A 19,743-nucleotide genomic window follows, 5' to 3' on the forward strand; every position below is an offset into this window, starting at 1 on the left:
TTTATCAGCCTAGGCTAAATACGATTTAGTTTATAATTACACAGCTAAAAGAGCGGTGTTGTGGAATTGTCACGAACTTGTTCGCCAGCCTATTTTTGTAAAAAAGTAAAAAAAATATTGAATTGTATACAAAAAATATATATTATTGTATTCACTATGATAGCGATGGAAATACAATTTAGACCATATTAGGGGCGAGCGTTATGTTTCCTGAAAAAATACCAATAAACTAAAGAGCTTATAAATCATTTATTTAACCACTTTAACCTGAGTATTCATGATACTAAAGCAGATTAAAATCCGGGATGTAATAAACAGGAGTTGCCTTTTGGTGGGGCTACCTTTTATTTCGATGGCTGCATTGGCAAATGTACCTTCTTCCCTTAACAATGGAAAGATTCCGATCTCGGATGTTTTAAACCCTTCGTCGGGTTTAGCTAAATTTCAGCAGCAGCTTGTCGGGCAGGTGCTGGACGCCAAAGGGCAGCCACTGTCCGGTGTAGAAGTGCGTAACCTTAAAAATGCAACTGTTACCGTTACGGATCAAGAAGGCCGTTTTAAATTAACGGGGTCCGTTTCCGATCAGATTCAATTTCGGTTAATCGGTTTTAATACAAAAGTGGTGTCGGGGAAAGATGTGCAGGCTTTGGTGCTTGATGCGAGCGAAAATGCATTGGATGAGGTTGTTGTGGTGGGGTATGGTAAGCAGAAAAAAGGCAACTTGACTGGTGCTGTGGCCAGTGTCAATTTTGATCAATCGACCTCGAGTCGGGGTCTTTCCAATGCCTCGCAGGCATTGCAAGGTGTTATTCCTGGTTTGGCCGTAAGTCAAAACTCCGGAATGGCCGGAAATAATGCAGCGGATCTTTTGATTCGGGGATTGGGGACGGTCAACAGTGCTGGACCGCTGATCGTGGTTGATGGAATGCCCGATGTCAATATGAATCGTGTGAATGTGAATGATATTGAAAGTGTGACCGTACTGAAAGATGCTTCTTCCGCTGCTGTATACGGTTCCAGAGCGGCTAATGGGGTTGTATTGATCACGACAAAGTCTGGTAAAAGAAACAGTAGGACGGCTATTTCCTTTAGTGCCAACAAATCGCTGGTGAAACCTACCCGCTCTTTTGATTTTGTCAATAATTATGCAAAAGCAATGACGGCTACTCAAAGGGCACAGGCCTATAATACGGCCGCATCTGCATTCAATTTTAAGAATGGAACCATCGACGAATGGTTGGCTTTAAGTATGATCGACCCGAGATTATATCCAAGTATCGATTGGTGGGATGTTATTCTCCGCAATGGTCAAAGTGGGAATTATAATGTTTCCATTAATGGGGGGACTGAAAATAATAATTACTATTTGTCTGTCGGTATGCTGGATGAGAAGGGGATACAGATCAATAATGATTTTAAACGTTATAATGCTGCATTTAACTTCGAAACCAAAGTAACCAACACCATCGGTGCTGGAGTGCGGTTCTCCGGAAACTGGTCCGATTACCGTTATAACTACGAAGACGGTATGACTGCCAACTCGACAAGTGGGATGGATCTGTTTACCTCACCAGCAGGTATATTGCCTTATGATCCTATTACCGGTTTTTATGGCGGTGCAATGTCTTACAATGAAAGTCCGCAGGCCAATAATATTTATGCCGATTACATGACGCGCAACCAAAACCACCTGAATCAAAAGCAGGCTTTGGTGAATGGTTATTTAAACTGGAAGCCATTTAAAGGATTTGAGGCTAAAGTGGATTATGCCCTAAATTATGATACGCGTTTTCAATGGAAGGCAGATATGCCGACAAAATTATATAACATCCGGACGGGATTGTCTATCCGGGATCTTGTGCCGACAAATGATGGGATATATAATACAGACCGAAACAATTACAAAACCCAGCTGAACTTCAAATTGAGTTACGATCATAAGTTTGGCGCTAACCATGATTTCTCTGCTTTGGCCGTGTATTCAGAAGAATATTGGAACAATCGTGTTTTGGCAGGTAGTCGCTTAGATCGTTTGCATCCTAGTTTACATGAAATTGATGGCGCTTCTGAAGACGTGCAAAATGTGTCGGGATCATCATCGGCAGAAGGTTTGCGTTCTTATATTGGACGATTAAATTATACGGCCTTCGGAAAGTATATGTTTGAAGGGAACTTCCGGGTAGATGGTTCATCACGTTTCTTGCCGGGTGATCAATATGGCTTTTTTCCATCAGCGGCAGTGGGCTGGCGGATTTCAGACGAGGTATTTATGTCGGCATTCAAGGAAAAGATCAGGATGAGTTCGGCCAAATTTAGAGCTTCTTATGGTTCTTTGGGGAATAATAGTGGTGTCGGATTGTATGAGCAGAAGCAATCTTTGGTCTCTAGTCCTTATTATTTGATTGACAATAGTACAGGAACAGGGTCTGTTGTCAAAGGGTTGATCAATAAGAAACTGATCAACTATGATCTTACCTGGGAAAAGACACGTGTGTTTAATTTGGGTTTGGATCTTGGATTCTTTAAAAATAAACTGACTGCGGAGCTGGATTATTACGAAAGAAAGACGATCGGTATGAACAGGCCTTCGGATGTATCCATGCATCTGACGGGTTTATTCACTGCCCCCCGACGTAATATTGGTGATATGATGAATAAAGGGCTGGAAGCAAATGTTACCTGGAATGACCGAAAGGGCGATGTGGGTTACATGCTGAACTTTAATGTTGGGTATAACAAGAACAAGCTGCTGTCCTGGAATGAGCAGTTGCAAAGAGGTTCGGTATTTATTGATATGCCTTATAATTTTATCTATGCTTTCGAATCGTTGGGCATTGCTCAGTCTTGGCAGGATGTCTATAATGCTGTTCCTCAGGGCGCTTCCCCGGGAGATATTTTGTTGAAAGATGTCAATGGTGATGGCAAATTGGATGCGAATGACCGTGTGGCATATCCAGCTTATCAACTGGGTAGACCAAAGGTGAATTACGGATTTAGAGGTTCGGTGGACTACAAAGGTTTTGATTTTTCTTTCCTGTTGCAGGCTGCCACAGGAAGAAAGGAATTTTGGATGAACAAAGCGAATTCGAACTTTTTAGGAACGGCAAATCAGGCTATTACTGAGGACCAGTGGAATAATATGTGGAGCCTGGACAATCGCGATGCTGATTATCCTAAGTTGCTTCCAAGTACATTAGGATCAACGAGTCCAAATGCGTATTTGAGCACATTTTGGCTGCAAAACATGTCTTATTTAAGGGTGAAAAATCTGCAGCTTGGCTATACTTTTAAGAAAGAATTACTGATGAAGCTGGGCATCCAGAAGTTACGCGTATTTGGTTCGGTCGATAATTTAGCGGTATTGACGAGCTTTAAAGGCTTAGATCCGGAGAAAAGTACCTATACCAATGATGCTTATCCGATGACGAAGAGTTTTGTGGTTGGACTGAATGTTGACTTATAATATTTGAACTTATGAAATCGATATATAACATATTGTTTATTTCTTCTTTGCTGCTTCTTGGTTTGTCCGCATGTCGCAAAGATTTGTTGAATCAGAATCCAACAACAACGCCAAGCTCCGAAACGTTCTGGGTGGACGAAAATGACGCGCTTGCTGCGTTAATGGCGAACTATTCCATATTTAGGCCTTGTTTTGATCGCGACTATCATTTCGATGGACATGGAGATTTCCTTAAAATGTACAATACTGGTGCGGCGCCTATTTCATTAACGGTCAATAGTCCGATGAATTATGGCTCCGGTGCATCGGCAATGTATAGAGCATTGTATGGATCTATATTCAGTTCTAACTTTGTGATCGAAAATACCAATGCGCGTTTGTTGCCCGTAGCAAAAACTGATGCTGTAAAACAAACCCTGGAAACTATCGTGGCGGAGGCCAAGTTGTTGCGCGCCATTGCATACTTTAGATTGATTTCCCTATGGGGTGATGTGCCTTATTTTTATAAATCGGCACCAGCTCCCGCAGAGGCTGATACGGTGCGGAGAATGCCTATTGCACAGCTGAAAGATTCTATTATGGCTGATTTGAACTATGCGGTGGACAAATTGCCCAACAAGGGGTCTGCAATTGGTCGTGCCGGTAAGCCTGCTGCATTGGCCTTTCGTGGTAAGTTTCAATTGTATTGGGGTTCGTGGAAGAAAAATGGATGGCCTGAATTGGATGGATTTGTACAATCTGCTACAGAGGCTAAAACGGCATATACTGCGGCCGCTGCTGATTTTAAACGTGTAATCAATGATTTTGGCATCAAAATGTTTAGAAATGGTGATCCAGGTCAATGGGGTGAATTGGGGAAGGCTGATGTGCTCCCAAATTATTACTACATGTTTATACCTTCTACCGGCAACTTGAGCCAAGATGAGGAAATGGTCATGGTGCTTACCCATGGCGGTGTGGGAACAAAACAAAGTGAGGAATATCAGCGGGTATGGACGGGGCCATTGGTGTCTTTAGGACAGAATCAGGCGATTCCGCGCTATGAATTGGCCGATCGTTACCAATCTACCATTACAGGAGATTTCTTGCCAAAGATGGTTCAGCTAGATCCGGTGAAAAATCCTGCAGCACGTACTACGGCAAATTCAGCGGTGAACCCTGAGTCGTACCGTAACCGCGATTATCGCATGAAAGCGACTTTGTTGTGGGATTACGAATTGATTATGAGTATGAGCCCTACGGAGACCACAGGTTATATTCCCTTTATCTACAAAACTTGGGGAGCTGCGGTGACGGTTAACGGTGTCTCCTACAAAACTTCCTTTACCGATAATACCACAAATCTCTCGGGATTGCAATCGCGTAAATTTGTGCGCAATTATGGTGGTGTGGCACGTAGTGATGGAAATTACAATTGGCCTTTGATGCGCATTGCTGACGTATACCTGATGTATGCTGAAGCAACCAATGAGATTGGTGGTCCACAGGCGGATGCAATTGATTTGGTTAATAAGGTTAGGCGTCGTGGTAACCTACCTGCGCTTGCTGGAGCTAAAACCTCGTCTCGTGATGCATTTTTCGATGCCATAGAGCAGGAAAGAATTGTTGAGTTGTTTGGCGAAGGGCAGCGCGCATTTGACTTGAGGAGATGGCGTAAACTGGAAACAGTGTTTGGCAAACCTTATGGTGATGGAAAATGGTTCCAGGATAGTTTTGGAAATAATTGGGAACGCTTTTTCTTCAATGAGTCTGAATTGACTTATCAAAAGTGTTATATCTATCAAATTCCGGAAACAGAACGTTCGCGGAATCCGAATTTAACACAAAATATACCTTGGAAATAATATGGTAACACTTGACTGTAATAAAATGAAATATACATTATTTTTAATCGGTATGCTGTTCGTTAGCTTGTCCGGTTGTAAGGATGATTATCCAATGGATGAGGATGGTTTGTTGATCACGACCAGGTCGGAATGTTATGTCAGTAGTTTTGAACTGTTGGGCGCCGATTTTCAGACGGTACGTACAAAAGCTGCGTTGGTGGATACCGTTGAGCAAACCATAAAAGTGGAGGTGCTCTTTGGTACGGATTTGAAAAATCTATACCCACAATTTTCATTGGTCACCGATGCGGTGTTAGATCCTAAGATTTTAGGAAAACAAGATTTTTCCAATTTGGATACGCCACGTGAATGGACTGTCGTGTCTGGAAATAGAAAGGTTCGTAAGACGTATAAAGTTTATTTGACAGTACAAAAATAAGTAAGCTGATGAAAACAAATTATTTAAAAATAGGGCTGTTGTCCATCGGATTTGGGCTCTTGTTGTTCGGTTCCTGTAAAGAAGAGGCTTATGAAATTCCAACAGCAAAAGATGGTTTGCAAAACGATATTATTAAGCGCTCTTTAGGACCAAATGTGGTTGGGGCTACCATGGACTTTGCTTATGCTGCGGCGATTTTGCCGGATCAGGGGAAACTTACATCAATTTCTGTAGAAGCCAGTATTGCGGGCGATGAAGGTACTGTACTTGAAAACAAATCGTATTACACCAGTAGTACGGGGGCAGATGTGGGTGTTGTTGTTGGCGACCCTGCTACAGTAAATGGGAATAGCATGGAGGTGAAATTTACAAAAGATACCTCCGCTTCAACGCTGCGTTATAGCTACAAAATACCGGCAGCAGCAAAAGGTAAATCGGTCACTTTTACGTTCAGGGCGAGGTCCAGTAATGGGCAGGAAATTGCGTTGAAGACCGAAGCTTATGCGATTCGTAATATGGATATGGCTTTGGACTTGATCGGAAAAGACTGCGCGGCCTGCTTTTTTTCTGTGGCCGACCTAAAATGGTATACTGCTACCGAAGCGGCAGCAAACCCGGATAAGATTGATTTGGTCTATTTGTACCGGGCATTGCCAACGGTGACTTATGCACATTCTTTGGTTGCTCCCACGACGGATGCTGGCTATTTGCCGAGCTTCACCTTACCTGTAGGGTTGACAAATAAAACGAAAATTGTGAAGGCTTGGACGGTGCGCGACCAGCAACTGGCACGATTGCAATACAGTGTATTTGTGGACGATGTGGATTTGAAAGATAAATCGTTTGTTGATGCGCCAGATTTTGCGATTAATCTAAAAGCTGAATCCGGGATATGGGTACAAACGGCTGATGGCAAATACAATGCTTATGTATATGTAAATAGCGTCAATAATACCACGAAAGAAATGAAGATCAGTGTAAAAAGGCTGCAAGTAAAATAAGGATATGGGTGTAAGGATATGGCTAAAAGTTAAAGGTACTATGCTGGGGGTCGCTTTTATAGCGATCCTTGGAACCTCCTATGGACAACAGGCAAAGGTTACTTCAATAAAAGGAAATGGACAGCGCCTACGGGTGCAGGTGGATGTTCCGACAGCAGGTGTCTATACCTTGGTTTCTGAAGGTGAGGTTACCGATTTGGATAAAATTAAGGCTGCAGATAAAACAGGTATGATGACGCTGTATGCGAGTATTGATGTTCGCGCTGCACGATCGACCAAAAGGATTGTATTTGATAGTTTTAAAGGTGCGAAGCAAGATCTTGGTAAATTTTATTTTGAGAAAGGGAAGCAGACGGTGGGCATGCGATTGCCCGCTTATTTTAAGATGAAAGCTGTTTCGATTAATGCCTTTGTGCCTCCGGTTGCACCAGCTACAGCAGAAAACTATAAACCAAAGATTGTTCCGCCCGCAGGTCACCCGAGACTATGGGTTAACAACGAGTCTTTGCCGGTCGTTAAAGGGCGGTTGGAAGAAGCGGAGCATCTGGAAGCTTGGGGGAAAGTGAAAACACTTGCGCAACAACCTGTTCAATTTGTTTTTGATTCGAATAAGGAAATGTTTTACGATGAAAAGCTCGAACGTGCTATTGAATCAAAAGCGTTTTATTACCTCATGTCCGGTGACGAAAAAATAGGCAGGGAAGCGGTCAGGCTGGCCGATCAATACTTGACGATGTTGGAGTTCGGGAATGTTTCCTATGGTGATATTACACGCGAGTTGGGACGTGCAATTTATACGGGTGCACTGGTGTATGACTGGTGCTACGCATTATTGGATGTGCACCTTAAGACCAGTCTGCATAAAAATATGATGCGTCTGGCGCAAGATATGGAAATTGGCTGGCCTCCCTTTTTTGGTATCGAAAGTATTATCAATGGGCATGGGAATGAGGCGCAGGTGTCGCGCGATCTGCTGGCAATGAGTATTGCTTTATATGACGAGGATCCGGTACCTTACAAGTATACTTCGTATTCTATTTTGGAAGAGTTGGTGCCCATGCGCAAATTTGAGTATCAGTCTCCGCGCCATAATCAAGGTGTTGATTACGGTGGCTATCGTTTTGGGTGGGAAATGCATGGAGCCTGGTTGTATTATCGCATGCTCGGTTATCCGGTTTTTGACGATAATATCAAGAATATGCCCTATTATTGGCTGTATATGCGCACGCCTGATGGAAAAATGTTACGCGACGGCGATATGTTCAATGTAAAGTACAACAGCAGTGCTGATTTTTATTGGAAAAATCCACAGACCATGCTGCTTTGTTATGCCTATTCAGGCAATCCGGTAATTAAGGCTGAGTTTGTCAAACAGGGCGGTTTGCCCGACAATCCAATCTTGTTTCTCCTCTTGGATGATCCAAAATTGAAGCCTGATTTTGATCGCGAGAAAATGCCGTTGACGAAAGATTTTGGACCTATTTTAGGGTCTATGGTTGCCCGGACAGGCTGGAGCGAAGAGAACGGAAGTTCCGATGTGGTTGCAGAAATTAAAGGTGGCGGTTATCATTTTGGCAATCATCAGCATGCCGATGCAGGTGCACTGCAGATTTATCATCATGGTATTCAGGTTGGTGATCTTGGTTTGTATCTTTCGTATGGTTCCCCTTATGATTTTAACTTTAATAAGCGTTCGGTTGCACACAGCATGCTGTTGGTGCGTGATCCTGCGGAACCGCTTTTATTCAGGACCAAAACAAATGATGGTGGGACTCGGTTTAGTCAGCGTTTTCCGCGCACGGTTGACGAGGTGTTACATGATTCCTGGTACCATACGGGAGAGATCAGGGCATCCGCATTTGGTAACGATCCCATTCGGCCGAGCTATAGCTATTTCAATATGGATCTAACGGCGGCATATACGGCTAAAGTAAAATCCTATGCAAAAAGTTTCCTGTTTTTGAATTTGAAGAGAAAGGATGTGCCTGCTGTCATTGTCTTATTGGATGAGCTTAAGACCAATGATAAGAAATTCGAACCCTATTGGCAGATCAATACGCTTGAAAAGCCGGTACGAAGTGAAACAGGTTTTGTGTTAACTAGTAAATTTAAAAACGCAGCCGGTTCTACTTATGTTGATTTGCTGAAGCCACAGTTAAAAGCGTGTGCAGTGAAATTGTATTCGGGTGATTCGACTGCTTTTGTTTTTGGGGATCTTTATCAGGTCAAGTCTCCTTGGCCGGAGGCTAGAGGAACACGGATTATGGTTTCACCCAAGCAGGAAAGTGATCAGGCCAGTTACGCTTCGGTTTTTCAGATGACAGAGAGTGGCTCTTCAAAATTACCGGTGTATTCGGAGGAAAAAGCGAATTATTACCTCATAAGAGTGGCTGATCGTCTACTGGTGGTGGCCAAACCAAATCAATATCTTGATGAGCCCATTGAATTTGTGGTGCCGGGAGATCAACAGTATGAAGTTGTTGTGGTTGGTTTGAAAGATGGTTTCTGGAATATGAAAAGTTCATTAAAAAATAGTAGCTTTAATATAAATGTCCTGAAAGGAAATCATACCACCAGTTGGAAATCTAAAGCCGAAACTATTTATTTGTCGCCGGGAAGGCCGTATGAAGCCCAAGAGGGAAAGATTAATTAAAGAATACATTGTTTAAATTTTTTTAATGATTTTGTATTCTTATTTTTGCATAAAATTGTATACAATATGAAAGAGGATTCGCTTGCCTATAAAGTTTATTTAGAAGTACGTAAGAAAATTTTGTCCAGTCAGCTGGCTGGCGGGGCAAGATTGGTGGAGAGTGCTTGGGCGGATAAGATGGCGGTGAGTAGAGTTGCTGTTCGTGAGGCTTTTATGCGTTTAGCAGGGGAGAGTCTGGTTGAGTTTGGTGAAAAAGGTGGCTGTTTTGTGAAGAAAATGACGGTCGAAGATGTGAAGGATATTCGTGAGCTGCGTGAGCTGTTGGAGATAGGTGCATTAAAGATTCTGTTTTCAAAGAAAAGTAAAGAGCTTATCGAAGATTTGGAACTGATCTGCAACGATTTTTCTGACATGGTCAGTAAAGGTTATTATGGGGGGGCTTGCGAGGCGGATGTTCGTTTTCATGAGCGGATTATTGAGGGAACTTGCAATTCAAGGTTGATTGCTATTTACAAGAATAGTAACATCCCCTTATTCCATATGAAGCTTGGGGCTATTATGGGGCAGATGGAAGATTATCTGGATACGGAGAAGGAGCATCGAGCTATTGTTGATGCGCTGAAAGCGGATGACTGGAATAAAGCTTATACCACCTTGGTTCATCATTTGGATCGGGGCGAGCAAGAAGCCTTGGAACTGGTTTAATATTTTTTTGGATTTTTATAATGGGTCTATTGTTTACAATAGACCCTTTTTTGTGCTGTCCCACTGCAACAATTGTCCTTTTTCAGCTTCTGTAATCATAAGTCCCTGAATGCCTTTTGGGTCTAAAGCGCAATTTGTTGGATTCTTCCCCGGCGTAGGTATTTTCTCGGTCGTTTTGTTTTTGGTATCAATGGATAGGATATGTTGCGATCCATAAATCGCTGCAAAAAGATAATTGTCCTGCGTGAGGGCTATGCCGTCCGGGCCGATACTGCCGCCTGTTTCTATGAATTTTTCGATGTTTTCTACCTGTTGTGTCAAGCTGTTCCAGTGCATTTTCCAGATCCATTTTGTGCCTGTTTCAGCGACAAAAAGCGTACGGTTGTCTGCTGCAAAGGCCAATCCGTTTGGGTAAAAAAGGCCTGTGTGGATCTTCGTAAGCGCACCATGTTTATGTAGACAGCAGATGTAGCCTGTGCCATCTTCCAGGTCATTTCCCGGGCAGGAGAATAGTAGGTTCCCTTCGGTATCAAAACATAAGTCGTTGGGCATTTTTAATGGCTTTCCTGCGATTTCCGTGACTATTGTCGTCGTGGTTTTGTCGAAGGGATCATAGCAACGGATGCTGTTTTGTTGTGAGTCGCAAAACCATATTATGCCGTTTTTATCGATTACAATTCCGTTGGGATGTCCATTCACAGCTATTCTGCTGTACTGATTGTCTTTGTAATAGATCAAGTTTCCTGCTTCTTTCTCCACAAGCCATAGGCCACCCTCCCGGTCGAAAGCGGGGCCTTCTGGAAAAAGAAGTCCTTCAATGAGAATGTTCATTTTTAAAAATTTTAAAATTTATTTTAAATGTATACAAAAATATTGTAATTTGGTATACATAAAGTAAGGTGTATTTAAATACAAATTATTGATGACTGCAACATGTGTGGCGGTGATCGTCCAATTATAACAATAACAAATAGCAAAACTTTTAATAGGCATGCAAGAAAATGAAAAATCAGCCGCGATACTGCGGGAGAATGCAAGATGGATACCTGGTGGAGTGGTATCGTTAAATCGGAAGTCAGATCCGAATATCTGCTTCGTCAAAGGGAATGGTAGTTTGGTCGAAGATATTGATGGGAACAGCTACATCGATTATCAGGCTGGATTTGCTGCATCCTTTTTGGGGCATAATGATCCTGATGTGAACGCCGCAGTGTTACAGACATTGCAGGAGCAGCAGGTATTGATGGGGGCTGGGCCAACGTTACTGGAAGGTGAGTTTGCGGAGCTTTTTTGTCAGTCTGTTCCTTCGGTGGAGAGCGTTCAGATTACAACTACAGGGTCGGAAGCGACTTACCATGCGATCCGTATTGCCCGTGCGGTAACAGGGCGTGATCATGTGATTGTTATGCAGGGGGGCTACAATGGCTGGCATAACGATGTGGCCTGCAATGTGATCAGTCAACGTGCAGATGTTGGCTCATATCAAAGTCCGGGGGAATATCCATTCGATTCATTAAGTGCTGGCGTTCCCAAAAATCACAGCGATTTAGTACACATTGTCAACTACAACGATTTGGAAAGTGTGCTGTATGTGGTTCAAAAATATGATGTTGCCTGTATTTTGTTGGAGCCTATTCTTCAGAATATCGGTATTGTAAAGCCAAAGGAAGGTTACCTGGAAGGCTTACGCAAGATGGCGGACGAGCATGGATTTCTGTTGATCTTTGATGAAGTGAAAACTGGATTTAGGCATGCGCTGGGGGGCTATCAGTCGATCTGTGGTATTCAGCCGGATCTTTCAACTTTCGGAAAGGCGGTTGCAAACGGCTACCCATTGGGTGTTATTGCAGGCAAGAAAAAATATATGGATTACTTTGTAGATCCTGATAAGTCAAAGCGGGTGATGATTGCCGGTACTTTTAATGCTTTTCCTTTAACGACTGCGGCGGCAATTGCAACATTGAAAAAATTAGGCAGCTCGGAACATCGAGTTTATGAGCACGTAGAAGCACTTGGTGCGCGTTTGGAACAGGGATATAACGAAATATTTCCTAAATTAGGCGTACCATTTTATGTCGCACGTCAAGGATCTGCCTTCTGTACATATTTTATGGACCATGCGCCAGTCAATTTTCATGATATTTTGGATAACCACAACTTTGAACTGGATACCCAATATCGTAAAAAGCTTATTAAAGAAGGGATTTTCAATTTCCCGGCACCAATTAAACAAGGCAGTATCTCCTTTGCGCATACGGAGGATGATATTGATCGGACTTTAGAAGCAACTGAACGCGTAATAAAAAGTTTGTAAACCCTAACTATGAAAATAACCGCTATTGAAACCTTTGTGTGCCATGCGCGCATGCGAAATTGGATTTTTGTCAAAATTATTACCGATCAGCCCGGACTTTGGGGCTGGGGCGAAGCCACCTTGGAATGGCATACGCAAAGTGTGGTGGGAGCAATCAAAGATATTTCTCAATTGTTGATCGGTGAAGATCCGCGTCGTATTGAATACCTGTGGCAGATGATGTATAGACAACACTTCTGGCATGGAAACGGGATCGTTCGTGGTACGGCCATCAGTGGTATCGACATCGCCTTATGGGATATCCTAGGTAAAATTCACAATGTCCCTTGTCACGAGTTGTGGGGAGGCCGTGTGCGTGATTATATCCGTTTGTATTGTCATTTAGGTGGAGGTCGCATGGAGGATTTTTATGAGACTGCTCCGGATGATGCCAAGCGGTTTGGTGATCTTGCGCTGAAAGCTGTTGATGAGGGTTTTACCGCTTTTAAATCGATGGCTGTCCCAGAGACCATGTCGTTGGAAGGTCTCCGTCCAATTAAATATGCTGAAGCTTGCGTGAAGGCCATGCGTGACGCTGTTGGCGACGATATTGATATTATGGTGGATTGCCATGCTCGGCCAAGCCCACGTATGGGGATGCAATTTGCGAAAGCATTGGAGCCTTATGGCCTGTATTTCTTTGAAGAGCCATGTTGGCCAGAAACCATGGAAGATATTGCCTTGATTCAACGGGCAGTGACGACACCTATTGCTTCAGGCGAACGTTTGATCGGATTGCATGCATTTCGGGATATGCTCGAGAAGCGGGCAGTGAGTGTGATCCAACCTGATATTACCCATTGTGGCGGTCTCTCTGAAGCGCGTAAGATCGCAGCTTTGGCTGATGCTTACCGTGTATCTATGGCGCCACATAACCCTCAGGGACCTGTGAGTACGGCCGCCTCCATTGAGCTGGGATTTGCAACACCATCCTATATTATTTGCGAAAGTGTGCATAAGGACGTTGAATGGCGCCAGGACGTGGTTACCGAAGGGTTTACAGTTCAAGAGAAAGGGCGGATTGTTCTGCCGAATAAGCGCGCCGGTTTGGGTATTGAAATCAATGAAGAAGAGGTAAAGAAGCATCCTTTTCAACAGGAAATATTGCAGCGAACCTTCTATAAAGACGGTAGTGTAGGGGATTGGTAGTCTAAAAATAGCGATAATGGAGGAATATAAGAATAAAGTCGTATTGATCAGTGGGGGACTTGGTGATATCGGAAGGGCTATGGCTGAAGCATTTTTGACCCAGCAGGCAATTGTATGCATCTCGGATCGGTTTGAACCACAGGCGGCGAGAGCGCAGTGGCCCTTGTTGGAAGATGCTGGAGCACGTTTGTTTTATGATCAGGTCGATGTTGCAGATGCCAGGCAGGTGGACGCCTGGGTGAAACGCATAAGGCAGGAGTTGGGCGCAATATCCATCTGTATCGCGAATGCCGCATGCGTCACTATTAAAGATTTCAGCACGTTAAGCAACGAGGAATGGAAGAATGAAATGGCCGTTAATCTCGACGGTTCATTCTTCCTGGCGAATGCTTGTGCAAAGTCATTTGTGGAGAATGAGATCGCAGGCTCGATCATTTTTATGGGTAGCTGGGCTGCACATGCCGTACATCAAAATTTACCGGCCTATAGTGTCTCTAAGGCGGGCCTGCGGATGCTTTGCCAAGCCATGGCTCTTGAATATGCAGCATACGGAATTCGTGTCAACGAGATTGCACCAGGTTATGTCAATGCGGGGTTGAGCAAAGTGGTCTGGTCATCAAACGCCGAACTTCAAATGAAAGCAAAGGCTGTGGTGCCACTTGGTCAGATTATAGAAGCCGAAGAGGTTGCTAAACAGGTGCTATGGATCTGTTCGGACAATTGTAAACATATGACTGGTGCCGCAATTGTGATGGATGGTGGACTGTCTTTGATTAGACCTTAATGTATGAAACAGAAAGACCTCTTGAAAGAAACGACGGGTAGTTTGTACGGACGATTTGGACTTAGCCAATGTGATATTACTCCACCGATCGGCATCTATTCCCGTAATTGGGGGGCGGCTGCATTTGACCGGGCAACGGCTGTTCATCAGCCTTTGATGATGCATTGTCTATATATGCAATCCTGCGATGGCTTGCCTGCAATTCTGTTAACCGCTGATTTAGGCTGGTGGAAAAATGCAGCTGATGAACAAAATTTACGATTAGCATTGCTCAGTCATTTCAATCTGGCTGAATCGCAGCTGATTTTTGCGCTATCGCATACCCATGCGGGGCCTAGTATCTGTTCGACAGATGCAGCGCAACCTGGAGGTGAACTGATTTTGCCGTACCTTGAATTCCTCAAACAACAGGCGATATCTTGTGTTGAAATGGCACAAAATGGGCTATTTAAGGGAAGTTTAACCTGGAACTATGGTGTATGCGATTTGGCCAGCAACCGCGATCTGGAAGTAGATTCTCATTATTTGATTGGTTACAATCCATTGAAAGCAGCAGATACAACCTTGTTGGTCGGACGGCTGTATGATGAAACTGAAAGCTTGAAAGCGGTTATTTGTAATTATGCATGCCACCCAACCAGCTTTGCTTACGAGAATGATCTGCTCTCGCCTGATTTTGTGGGCGAAATGCGAAATACCGTAGAGCGTTCGTTATCCGTGCCTTGTCTTTTTTTACAGGGCGCATCAGGTGATTTAGCTCCACGGAGACAGTATGTAAAGGATCCAGCACTGGTCGAAGCCAACGGAAAGCAGTTGGGTTATGCTGTTCTCGCGACGCTGGCCCAGGAACAGCATAGTCATAAAAACTGGGTTTTTAAGGAATCCTTGATTTCGGGGGCTCCACTGGCCTGTTGGGGATTTCGGGAACAGACCGCTCCAATCGATTTTAAGCAAAGGGTATTATCTGTTAAAGTGCCTTACAAAAAACTGCCTAGTCCCGAAGCAATTTTGAATGAATACGAACGCTGTACGGATCGTGTTATGAAAGATCGCCTTTGGCGGAAATATAATACCCGTAAATCCATTGGCGATCAACAGGAAGCTATTATTCCGGTGTGGATCTGGAAAATGGGGGATGCCGTGTTGGTGGCGCAGGCCAACGAAGCCTATTCCTGTTATCAAATCGAAGTGAGAGCCCAATTTCCAGATCATACGATCGTTTTTATCAATATCGCGAATGGCTATGTGGGGTATCTCGCACCGAAGGAGCTTTATGATAAGGATATTTATGCTGTGTGGCAAAGCCCCTATGCCAGCGGCGGTCTTGAAATACTTATTGAACAAACTAAATTAGGAATTCAAACATTATTGACCGATGAAACTGGATTGGATTGATGTCGTTATTTTTGCCGTATATATTATTGGTATAGTGGTATTGGGCTTATACGCTTCGAAAAAAAACTCCGCCTCGAAGCGGGATTATTTTCTTGCGGGTGATAAGCTGCCCTGGTGGATGATTGGCGGAAGTATCATCGCCGCAAATATCAGCAGCCATCATCTCGTTGGCGCTATGGGGGCTGCTTATAGTCGCGGTTTTGTGGCGATCACCCTGGAATGGGGAGCGATTCTAATCGGTTTTAATGCATTGTTATGGATATTTCTCCCTTTTTATATCCGAAACGGTTTCTATACGATTCCTGAGTACCTCGAAAAAAGATACGGCAACGCTACCCGCGTGTTGTACGCTATTTTGATCCTGTTTACCTATGTTTTTGTGGAGATTGGCGCCGTTCTTTATTTGGGCGGTCTGTCGCTGCACGCTTTATTCGACATTCCTATTTTATACAGTATTTTTGGAATGGCAATTTTGACCGGTTTATATACCGTTTTAGGCGGTTTAAAAGCGGTGATATGGACGGAGATGGTACAGCTTGTCATTTTGGTGCTGGGCGGAATAGTATTAACTTTTGCCACCATTGATGCGGCAGGAGGGTTTCAGTCTGTGGTAGAATCCTCCAAGGATTGGAAAATGTTTTATCCCGCATCTGATCCTGACTTTCCCTGGACGATGTATTTAGGCGGACTGTTGTGTATCAGCGTGTTTTATTGCGCTACGAACCAATTTATTGTGCAGCGCGTATTGGCTGCAAAAAATGAATGGCATGGGCGCATGGGGGTCATCTTTGGTGACTATCTTAAATTTTTGGTTCCCTTGATTATTACTATTCCGGCATTGGTGGCGCCAAAATTCCTGCCGCATCTCGATCAGCCCGATTTACTGTTTGCGACACTCGTGGAAACCTTATTGCCCAAAGGTTTGGTTGGCTTGGTGATGGCGGGGTTAATTTCGGCCATCATGTCCCATATTTCAGGAGCGATCAATTCCTGTACAACCATTCTGACCGTTGATATCTATAGCCAGTATATTAATAAAAATGCAAGTGACTACGAAGCAGTCCGTTTTGGTAAGCGCGCCGGAGTCGCTATTATCGTGCTCGGAATCATGAGTGCGGTTGTACTGATCAGTTATTCGGATAAACCAGTTTTCCTTTATTTGATGAATCTATACGGTCTTTTCACGCCAGGCATTGCAACAATGTTTTTAATGGGGGTTTTTTGGAAAAGAACGACATCGCAGGGTGCTTTGACAGCAGGTTTACTGACAATTCCCCTTTCTTTACTTTTGGAATACGCCTTACCTGAAATGCCGTTTTTTAATAGAACAGGTATTGTATTCTGGACTTGTATGATTGCTTGCGCAGTAGTCAGTTTGTTGACACCTGCGGTCTCAGAAGCAAGGTTAAAAAATCTTGTGTTGACCGGCGATTCTTTTCAGGTACCGGTTCAGGATAAAGCCGCTTACCGTGGATTTCGAAATCCGACGGTATGGTGGATAATTATAACGGTATTGGTGCTCTATTTTTATGTACGTTATTTTTAGCTTAACTTGTTGAAGTGTTAAACTTTTAAAACTTATCCAGATGATCGAGCCAATACGGAAAGAATTAAATACCAAGATAGAGACCATTTTTCCGAAAATCGTTGCAATACGCCGACATATCCATCAGCATCCTGAATTGTCCTTTCAAGAATACGAGACAAGCGCCTATATTCAGCAACAACTCGGGGAATTGGGTATACCATTTGAGATTGTCGCTCAAACAGGAGTTGTGGCTGTGCTGACCGGTCAAAAATCGGCGAGTGACGATATTGTGGTATTACGAGCAGATATTGATGCTTTACCGATAGACGAGCAAAATGATGTGGGATATAAATCGAAGAATAGTGGTGTCATGCATGCTTGTGGCCATGATTTTCATACGGCTAATCTATTGGGGGCGGCGTCCATATTAAATGATTATAAAACGGAATTTTCCGGTAAAATTGTTTTGCTATTTCAGCCTGCTGAGGAAAAGATTCCTGGCGGAGCGATTCAGGTTTTGGAATCCGGGATTCTGGAATCTTTTGGTGGAACGATTAAAGCTGTGCTGGGTTTACATGTAAGTCCCCGTGTTTCTGTAGGAAAAGTCGGTTTACGTTCCGGGCGATTTATGGCCTCGAGCGACGAGTTCTATTTCACCATTAAGGGACGTGGTGGCCATGCTGCGGAGCCACATCGGGCTGTTGATCCCATTATGATCGGCGCGCAGTTACTCACCACATTACAGCAAGTTGTCAGTCGGAAAGCCAACCCTGATGTACCGTCTGTATTGACCTTTGGTCGTTTTATTGGAGATGGTGCTGCCAATGTTATTCCCGAGGAAGTTAAATTAGCCGGAACATTTCGTACAATGGATGAGGTGTGGCGCAAGGAGGCGCTGGAAATGGTTGCTGAAATAGCGGCAACGCTTCCTGTATCGCTTGGTGCAAAGGTAGAAGTTGAAGTCCGGCATGGTTATCCCGCGCTTTATAATGATCCCGCGTTAACACAAAAAGTCAAAACAATTATTGCGGAGACGATGGGGAATAGTGTGCCACAAGATCTCGAAATCTGGATGGCAGCCGAGGATTTTGCTTATTATTCTTATCGTTATCCCGCCGTGTTTATGTTGATAGGCACAAATAATGACGATTCTGCCACACAATATGGTCTTCATAATCCACAGTTCAATCTGGATGAAAAGGCTTTCGAAACATCAATAGCTGTTTTAGTCAATGCAGCTATTTCCCTTTTGAATGAATCAAATGAATAGAAAAAAATTCTTGATGTCCTCCTTTGCATTTGGATTATCCTATGTCGTTAATGCGAATAATAAGGTGTTCTCTGGGCATGATAACGTAAAAAAGATAGGGATTATTGGGTTAGACATTACACACGCTGTTGCTTTTACAAGAGCGATTAATACGGCTGCTAGCAATCATCCCTACGGAAAATACAGGGTTGTTGCAGCTTATCCCTATGGAAGCAAAACAATCCCATTAAGTATCGAGCGTATTCCGAAAATTACAGCGGAAGTGCAGCAGCTCGGTGTTTCGATTATATCAAGTATTGCCGAACTATTGAAAAAAGTAGACTATGTGTTTTTGGAGACAAATGATGGAAATCTTCATCTGGAGCAGGCACTTCAAGTAATCAAAGCTAAAAAACCTTTATTTATCGATAAACCAATAGCGAATTCCTATAGGGACGCTTTCCAAATTTTTCAAGCGGCAAAAAACTACGGTTGCCCTGTTTTTTCATCAAGCTCCTTGCGTTTTATTACCGGACTTCAGGAATTAGATAGGACTAAGGTAATAGGCGCAGATGTCTATTGTCCGGCAGTAACGGAGCCTTCGCATAAGGATCTGTATTGGTATGGAATCCATGGGGTCGAAATGTTATTTGCATTGATGGGACCGGGATGCCGCTCGGTAAAAACGATTCAGGAACAAGGTACCTCGTTTTATGTTGGGGAGTGGGCGGATGGAAGAATTGCCTCACTTCGGGGCATTCGCGAGGGAAAGGATGATTTTGGGGGAACGGTTTTTTTGAAAGATCAGATTGTCCATTTGGGACAATTTATGGGATACGGCCCATTGTTGGATAAGATCCTTCCATTTTTCGAAACGGGTGTAAGTCCGGTTGACGAAAAGGAAACCCTGGCAATATGCGCATTTATAGATGCAGCCGAAGAAAGTAAATTAAATGGCGGAAGTACCATTCAGCTTCAAAAATAAGCAGCGCCGATCCGAAATATGGATAAAAGAGTACCGTGATCATAAGCTGAGTACCGTGATCAAAAGCGCGCTATTGAAGATCGCAACGAGAGAGGCAACGTCTGTTGCCCTACCAAGATCCTGTTTTGAAAAGAAAAAAGTACCATGGGTAGAAATGATAGGAAAAAGGTTAAACGAAGTCACACTTTCAGCTATTGACCACTCAGACTAATA

Annotated in this window: 15 protein-coding genes; 14 read left to right on the top strand and 1 reads right to left on the bottom strand. The window is 43.5% G+C overall.

The annotated features are described in order from the left end of the window. The first annotated feature begins 277 nt into the window (after positions 1-277). From VXM68_RS13020 to VXM68_RS13045, 6 genes are all read left to right on the top strand, one after another. Positions 278-3,463: a SusC/RagA family TonB-linked outer membrane protein gene (locus VXM68_RS13020; RefSeq protein ID WP_367208954.1), complete on the top strand. Its 3,186-nt coding sequence runs from the start codon at positions 278-280 to the stop codon at positions 3,461-3,463. Between the two features lie 11 nt (positions 3,464-3,474). Continuing rightward, a complete protein-coding gene (locus tag VXM68_RS13025) occupies positions 3,475-5,307 on the top strand; it encodes a RagB/SusD family nutrient uptake outer membrane protein (RefSeq protein WP_294184570.1) in 1,833 nt (610 codons plus the stop codon). A 25-nt stretch (positions 5,308-5,332) separates the two neighbouring features. Then, positions 5,333-5,728 carry a hypothetical protein gene (locus VXM68_RS13030; protein ID WP_046676362.1) on the top strand — a complete coding sequence of 132 codons (396 nt, stop codon included), beginning with the start codon at positions 5,333-5,335 and terminating at the stop codon, positions 5,726-5,728. 8 nt (positions 5,729-5,736) lie between these two features. Further along, positions 5,737-6,729: a DUF4466 family protein gene (locus VXM68_RS13035; protein ID WP_367208955.1), complete on the top strand. Its 993-nt coding sequence runs from the start codon at positions 5,737-5,739 to the stop codon at positions 6,727-6,729. 4 nt (positions 6,730-6,733) lie between these two features. Continuing rightward, positions 6,734-9,382, top strand: a complete 2,649-nt coding sequence (locus tag VXM68_RS13040) for a hypothetical protein (RefSeq protein WP_367208956.1) — start codon at positions 6,734-6,736, stop codon at positions 9,380-9,382. Positions 9,383-9,448: 66 nt separating this feature from the next. Next, entirely contained in the window at positions 9,449-10,087 is a 639-nt protein-coding gene (locus VXM68_RS13045) for a GntR family transcriptional regulator (RefSeq protein WP_201670606.1), read from the top strand. A 33-nt stretch (positions 10,088-10,120) separates the two neighbouring features. Here VXM68_RS13045 and VXM68_RS13050 read toward each other — a convergent pair whose 3' ends face one another. Continuing rightward, positions 10,121-10,918: an SMP-30/gluconolactonase/LRE family protein gene (locus VXM68_RS13050; protein WP_367208957.1), complete on the bottom strand. Its 798-nt coding sequence runs from the start codon at positions 10,916-10,918 to the stop codon at positions 10,121-10,123. 160 nt (positions 10,919-11,078) lie between these two features. Between VXM68_RS13050 and VXM68_RS13055 the strand changes: the two genes are divergently transcribed. Genes VXM68_RS13055 through VXM68_RS13090 form a run of 8 tightly spaced genes read left to right on the top strand, consistent with a single transcriptional unit; the run spans position 11,079 to position 19,741 of the window. Further along, complete coding sequence (locus VXM68_RS13055) at positions 11,079-12,401, top strand: aspartate aminotransferase family protein (protein ID WP_075991900.1); 1,323 nt, start codon at positions 11,079-11,081, stop codon at positions 12,399-12,401. Between the two features lie 9 nt (positions 12,402-12,410). Then, entirely contained in the window at positions 12,411-13,589 is a 1,179-nt protein-coding gene (dgoD, locus tag VXM68_RS13060; RefSeq protein ID WP_367208958.1) for a galactonate dehydratase, read from the top strand. A gap of 16 nt (positions 13,590-13,605) precedes the next feature. Further along, positions 13,606-14,373: an SDR family NAD(P)-dependent oxidoreductase gene (locus tag VXM68_RS13065; protein WP_293955344.1), complete on the top strand. Its 768-nt coding sequence runs from the start codon at positions 13,606-13,608 to the stop codon at positions 14,371-14,373. 3 nt (positions 14,374-14,376) lie between these two features. Continuing rightward, positions 14,377-15,768, top strand: coding sequence for a hypothetical protein (locus VXM68_RS13070; protein WP_367208959.1), 1,392 nt, complete (start codon positions 14,377-14,379; stop codon positions 15,766-15,768). Further along, positions 15,749-17,314, top strand: a complete 1,566-nt coding sequence (locus tag VXM68_RS13075) for an SLC5 family protein (protein ID WP_367208960.1) — start codon at positions 15,749-15,751, stop codon at positions 17,312-17,314. The genes VXM68_RS13070 and VXM68_RS13075 overlap by 20 nt, the downstream gene beginning before the upstream one ends. A 40-nt stretch (positions 17,315-17,354) precedes the next feature. Continuing rightward, positions 17,355-18,566 (top strand): M20 family metallopeptidase, encoded by a 1,212-nt coding sequence (locus tag VXM68_RS13080; RefSeq protein WP_293955338.1) that lies wholly within the window; start codon positions 17,355-17,357, stop codon positions 18,564-18,566. Continuing rightward, positions 18,559-19,530: a Gfo/Idh/MocA family oxidoreductase gene (locus tag VXM68_RS13085; protein ID WP_367208961.1), complete on the top strand. Its 972-nt coding sequence runs from the start codon at positions 18,559-18,561 to the stop codon at positions 19,528-19,530. Before VXM68_RS13080 ends, VXM68_RS13085 begins: the two co-directional genes overlap by 8 nt. After that, positions 19,499-19,741 (top strand): hypothetical protein, encoded by a 243-nt coding sequence (locus VXM68_RS13090; protein WP_312330653.1) that lies wholly within the window; start codon positions 19,499-19,501, stop codon positions 19,739-19,741. Before VXM68_RS13085 ends, VXM68_RS13090 begins: the two co-directional genes overlap by 32 nt. Positions 19,742-19,743: the final 2 nt, after the last annotated feature.

Source organism: Sphingobacterium sp. R2 (genome assembly GCF_040760075.1).
GTDB lineage: Bacteria > Bacteroidota > Bacteroidia > Sphingobacteriales > Sphingobacteriaceae > Sphingobacterium.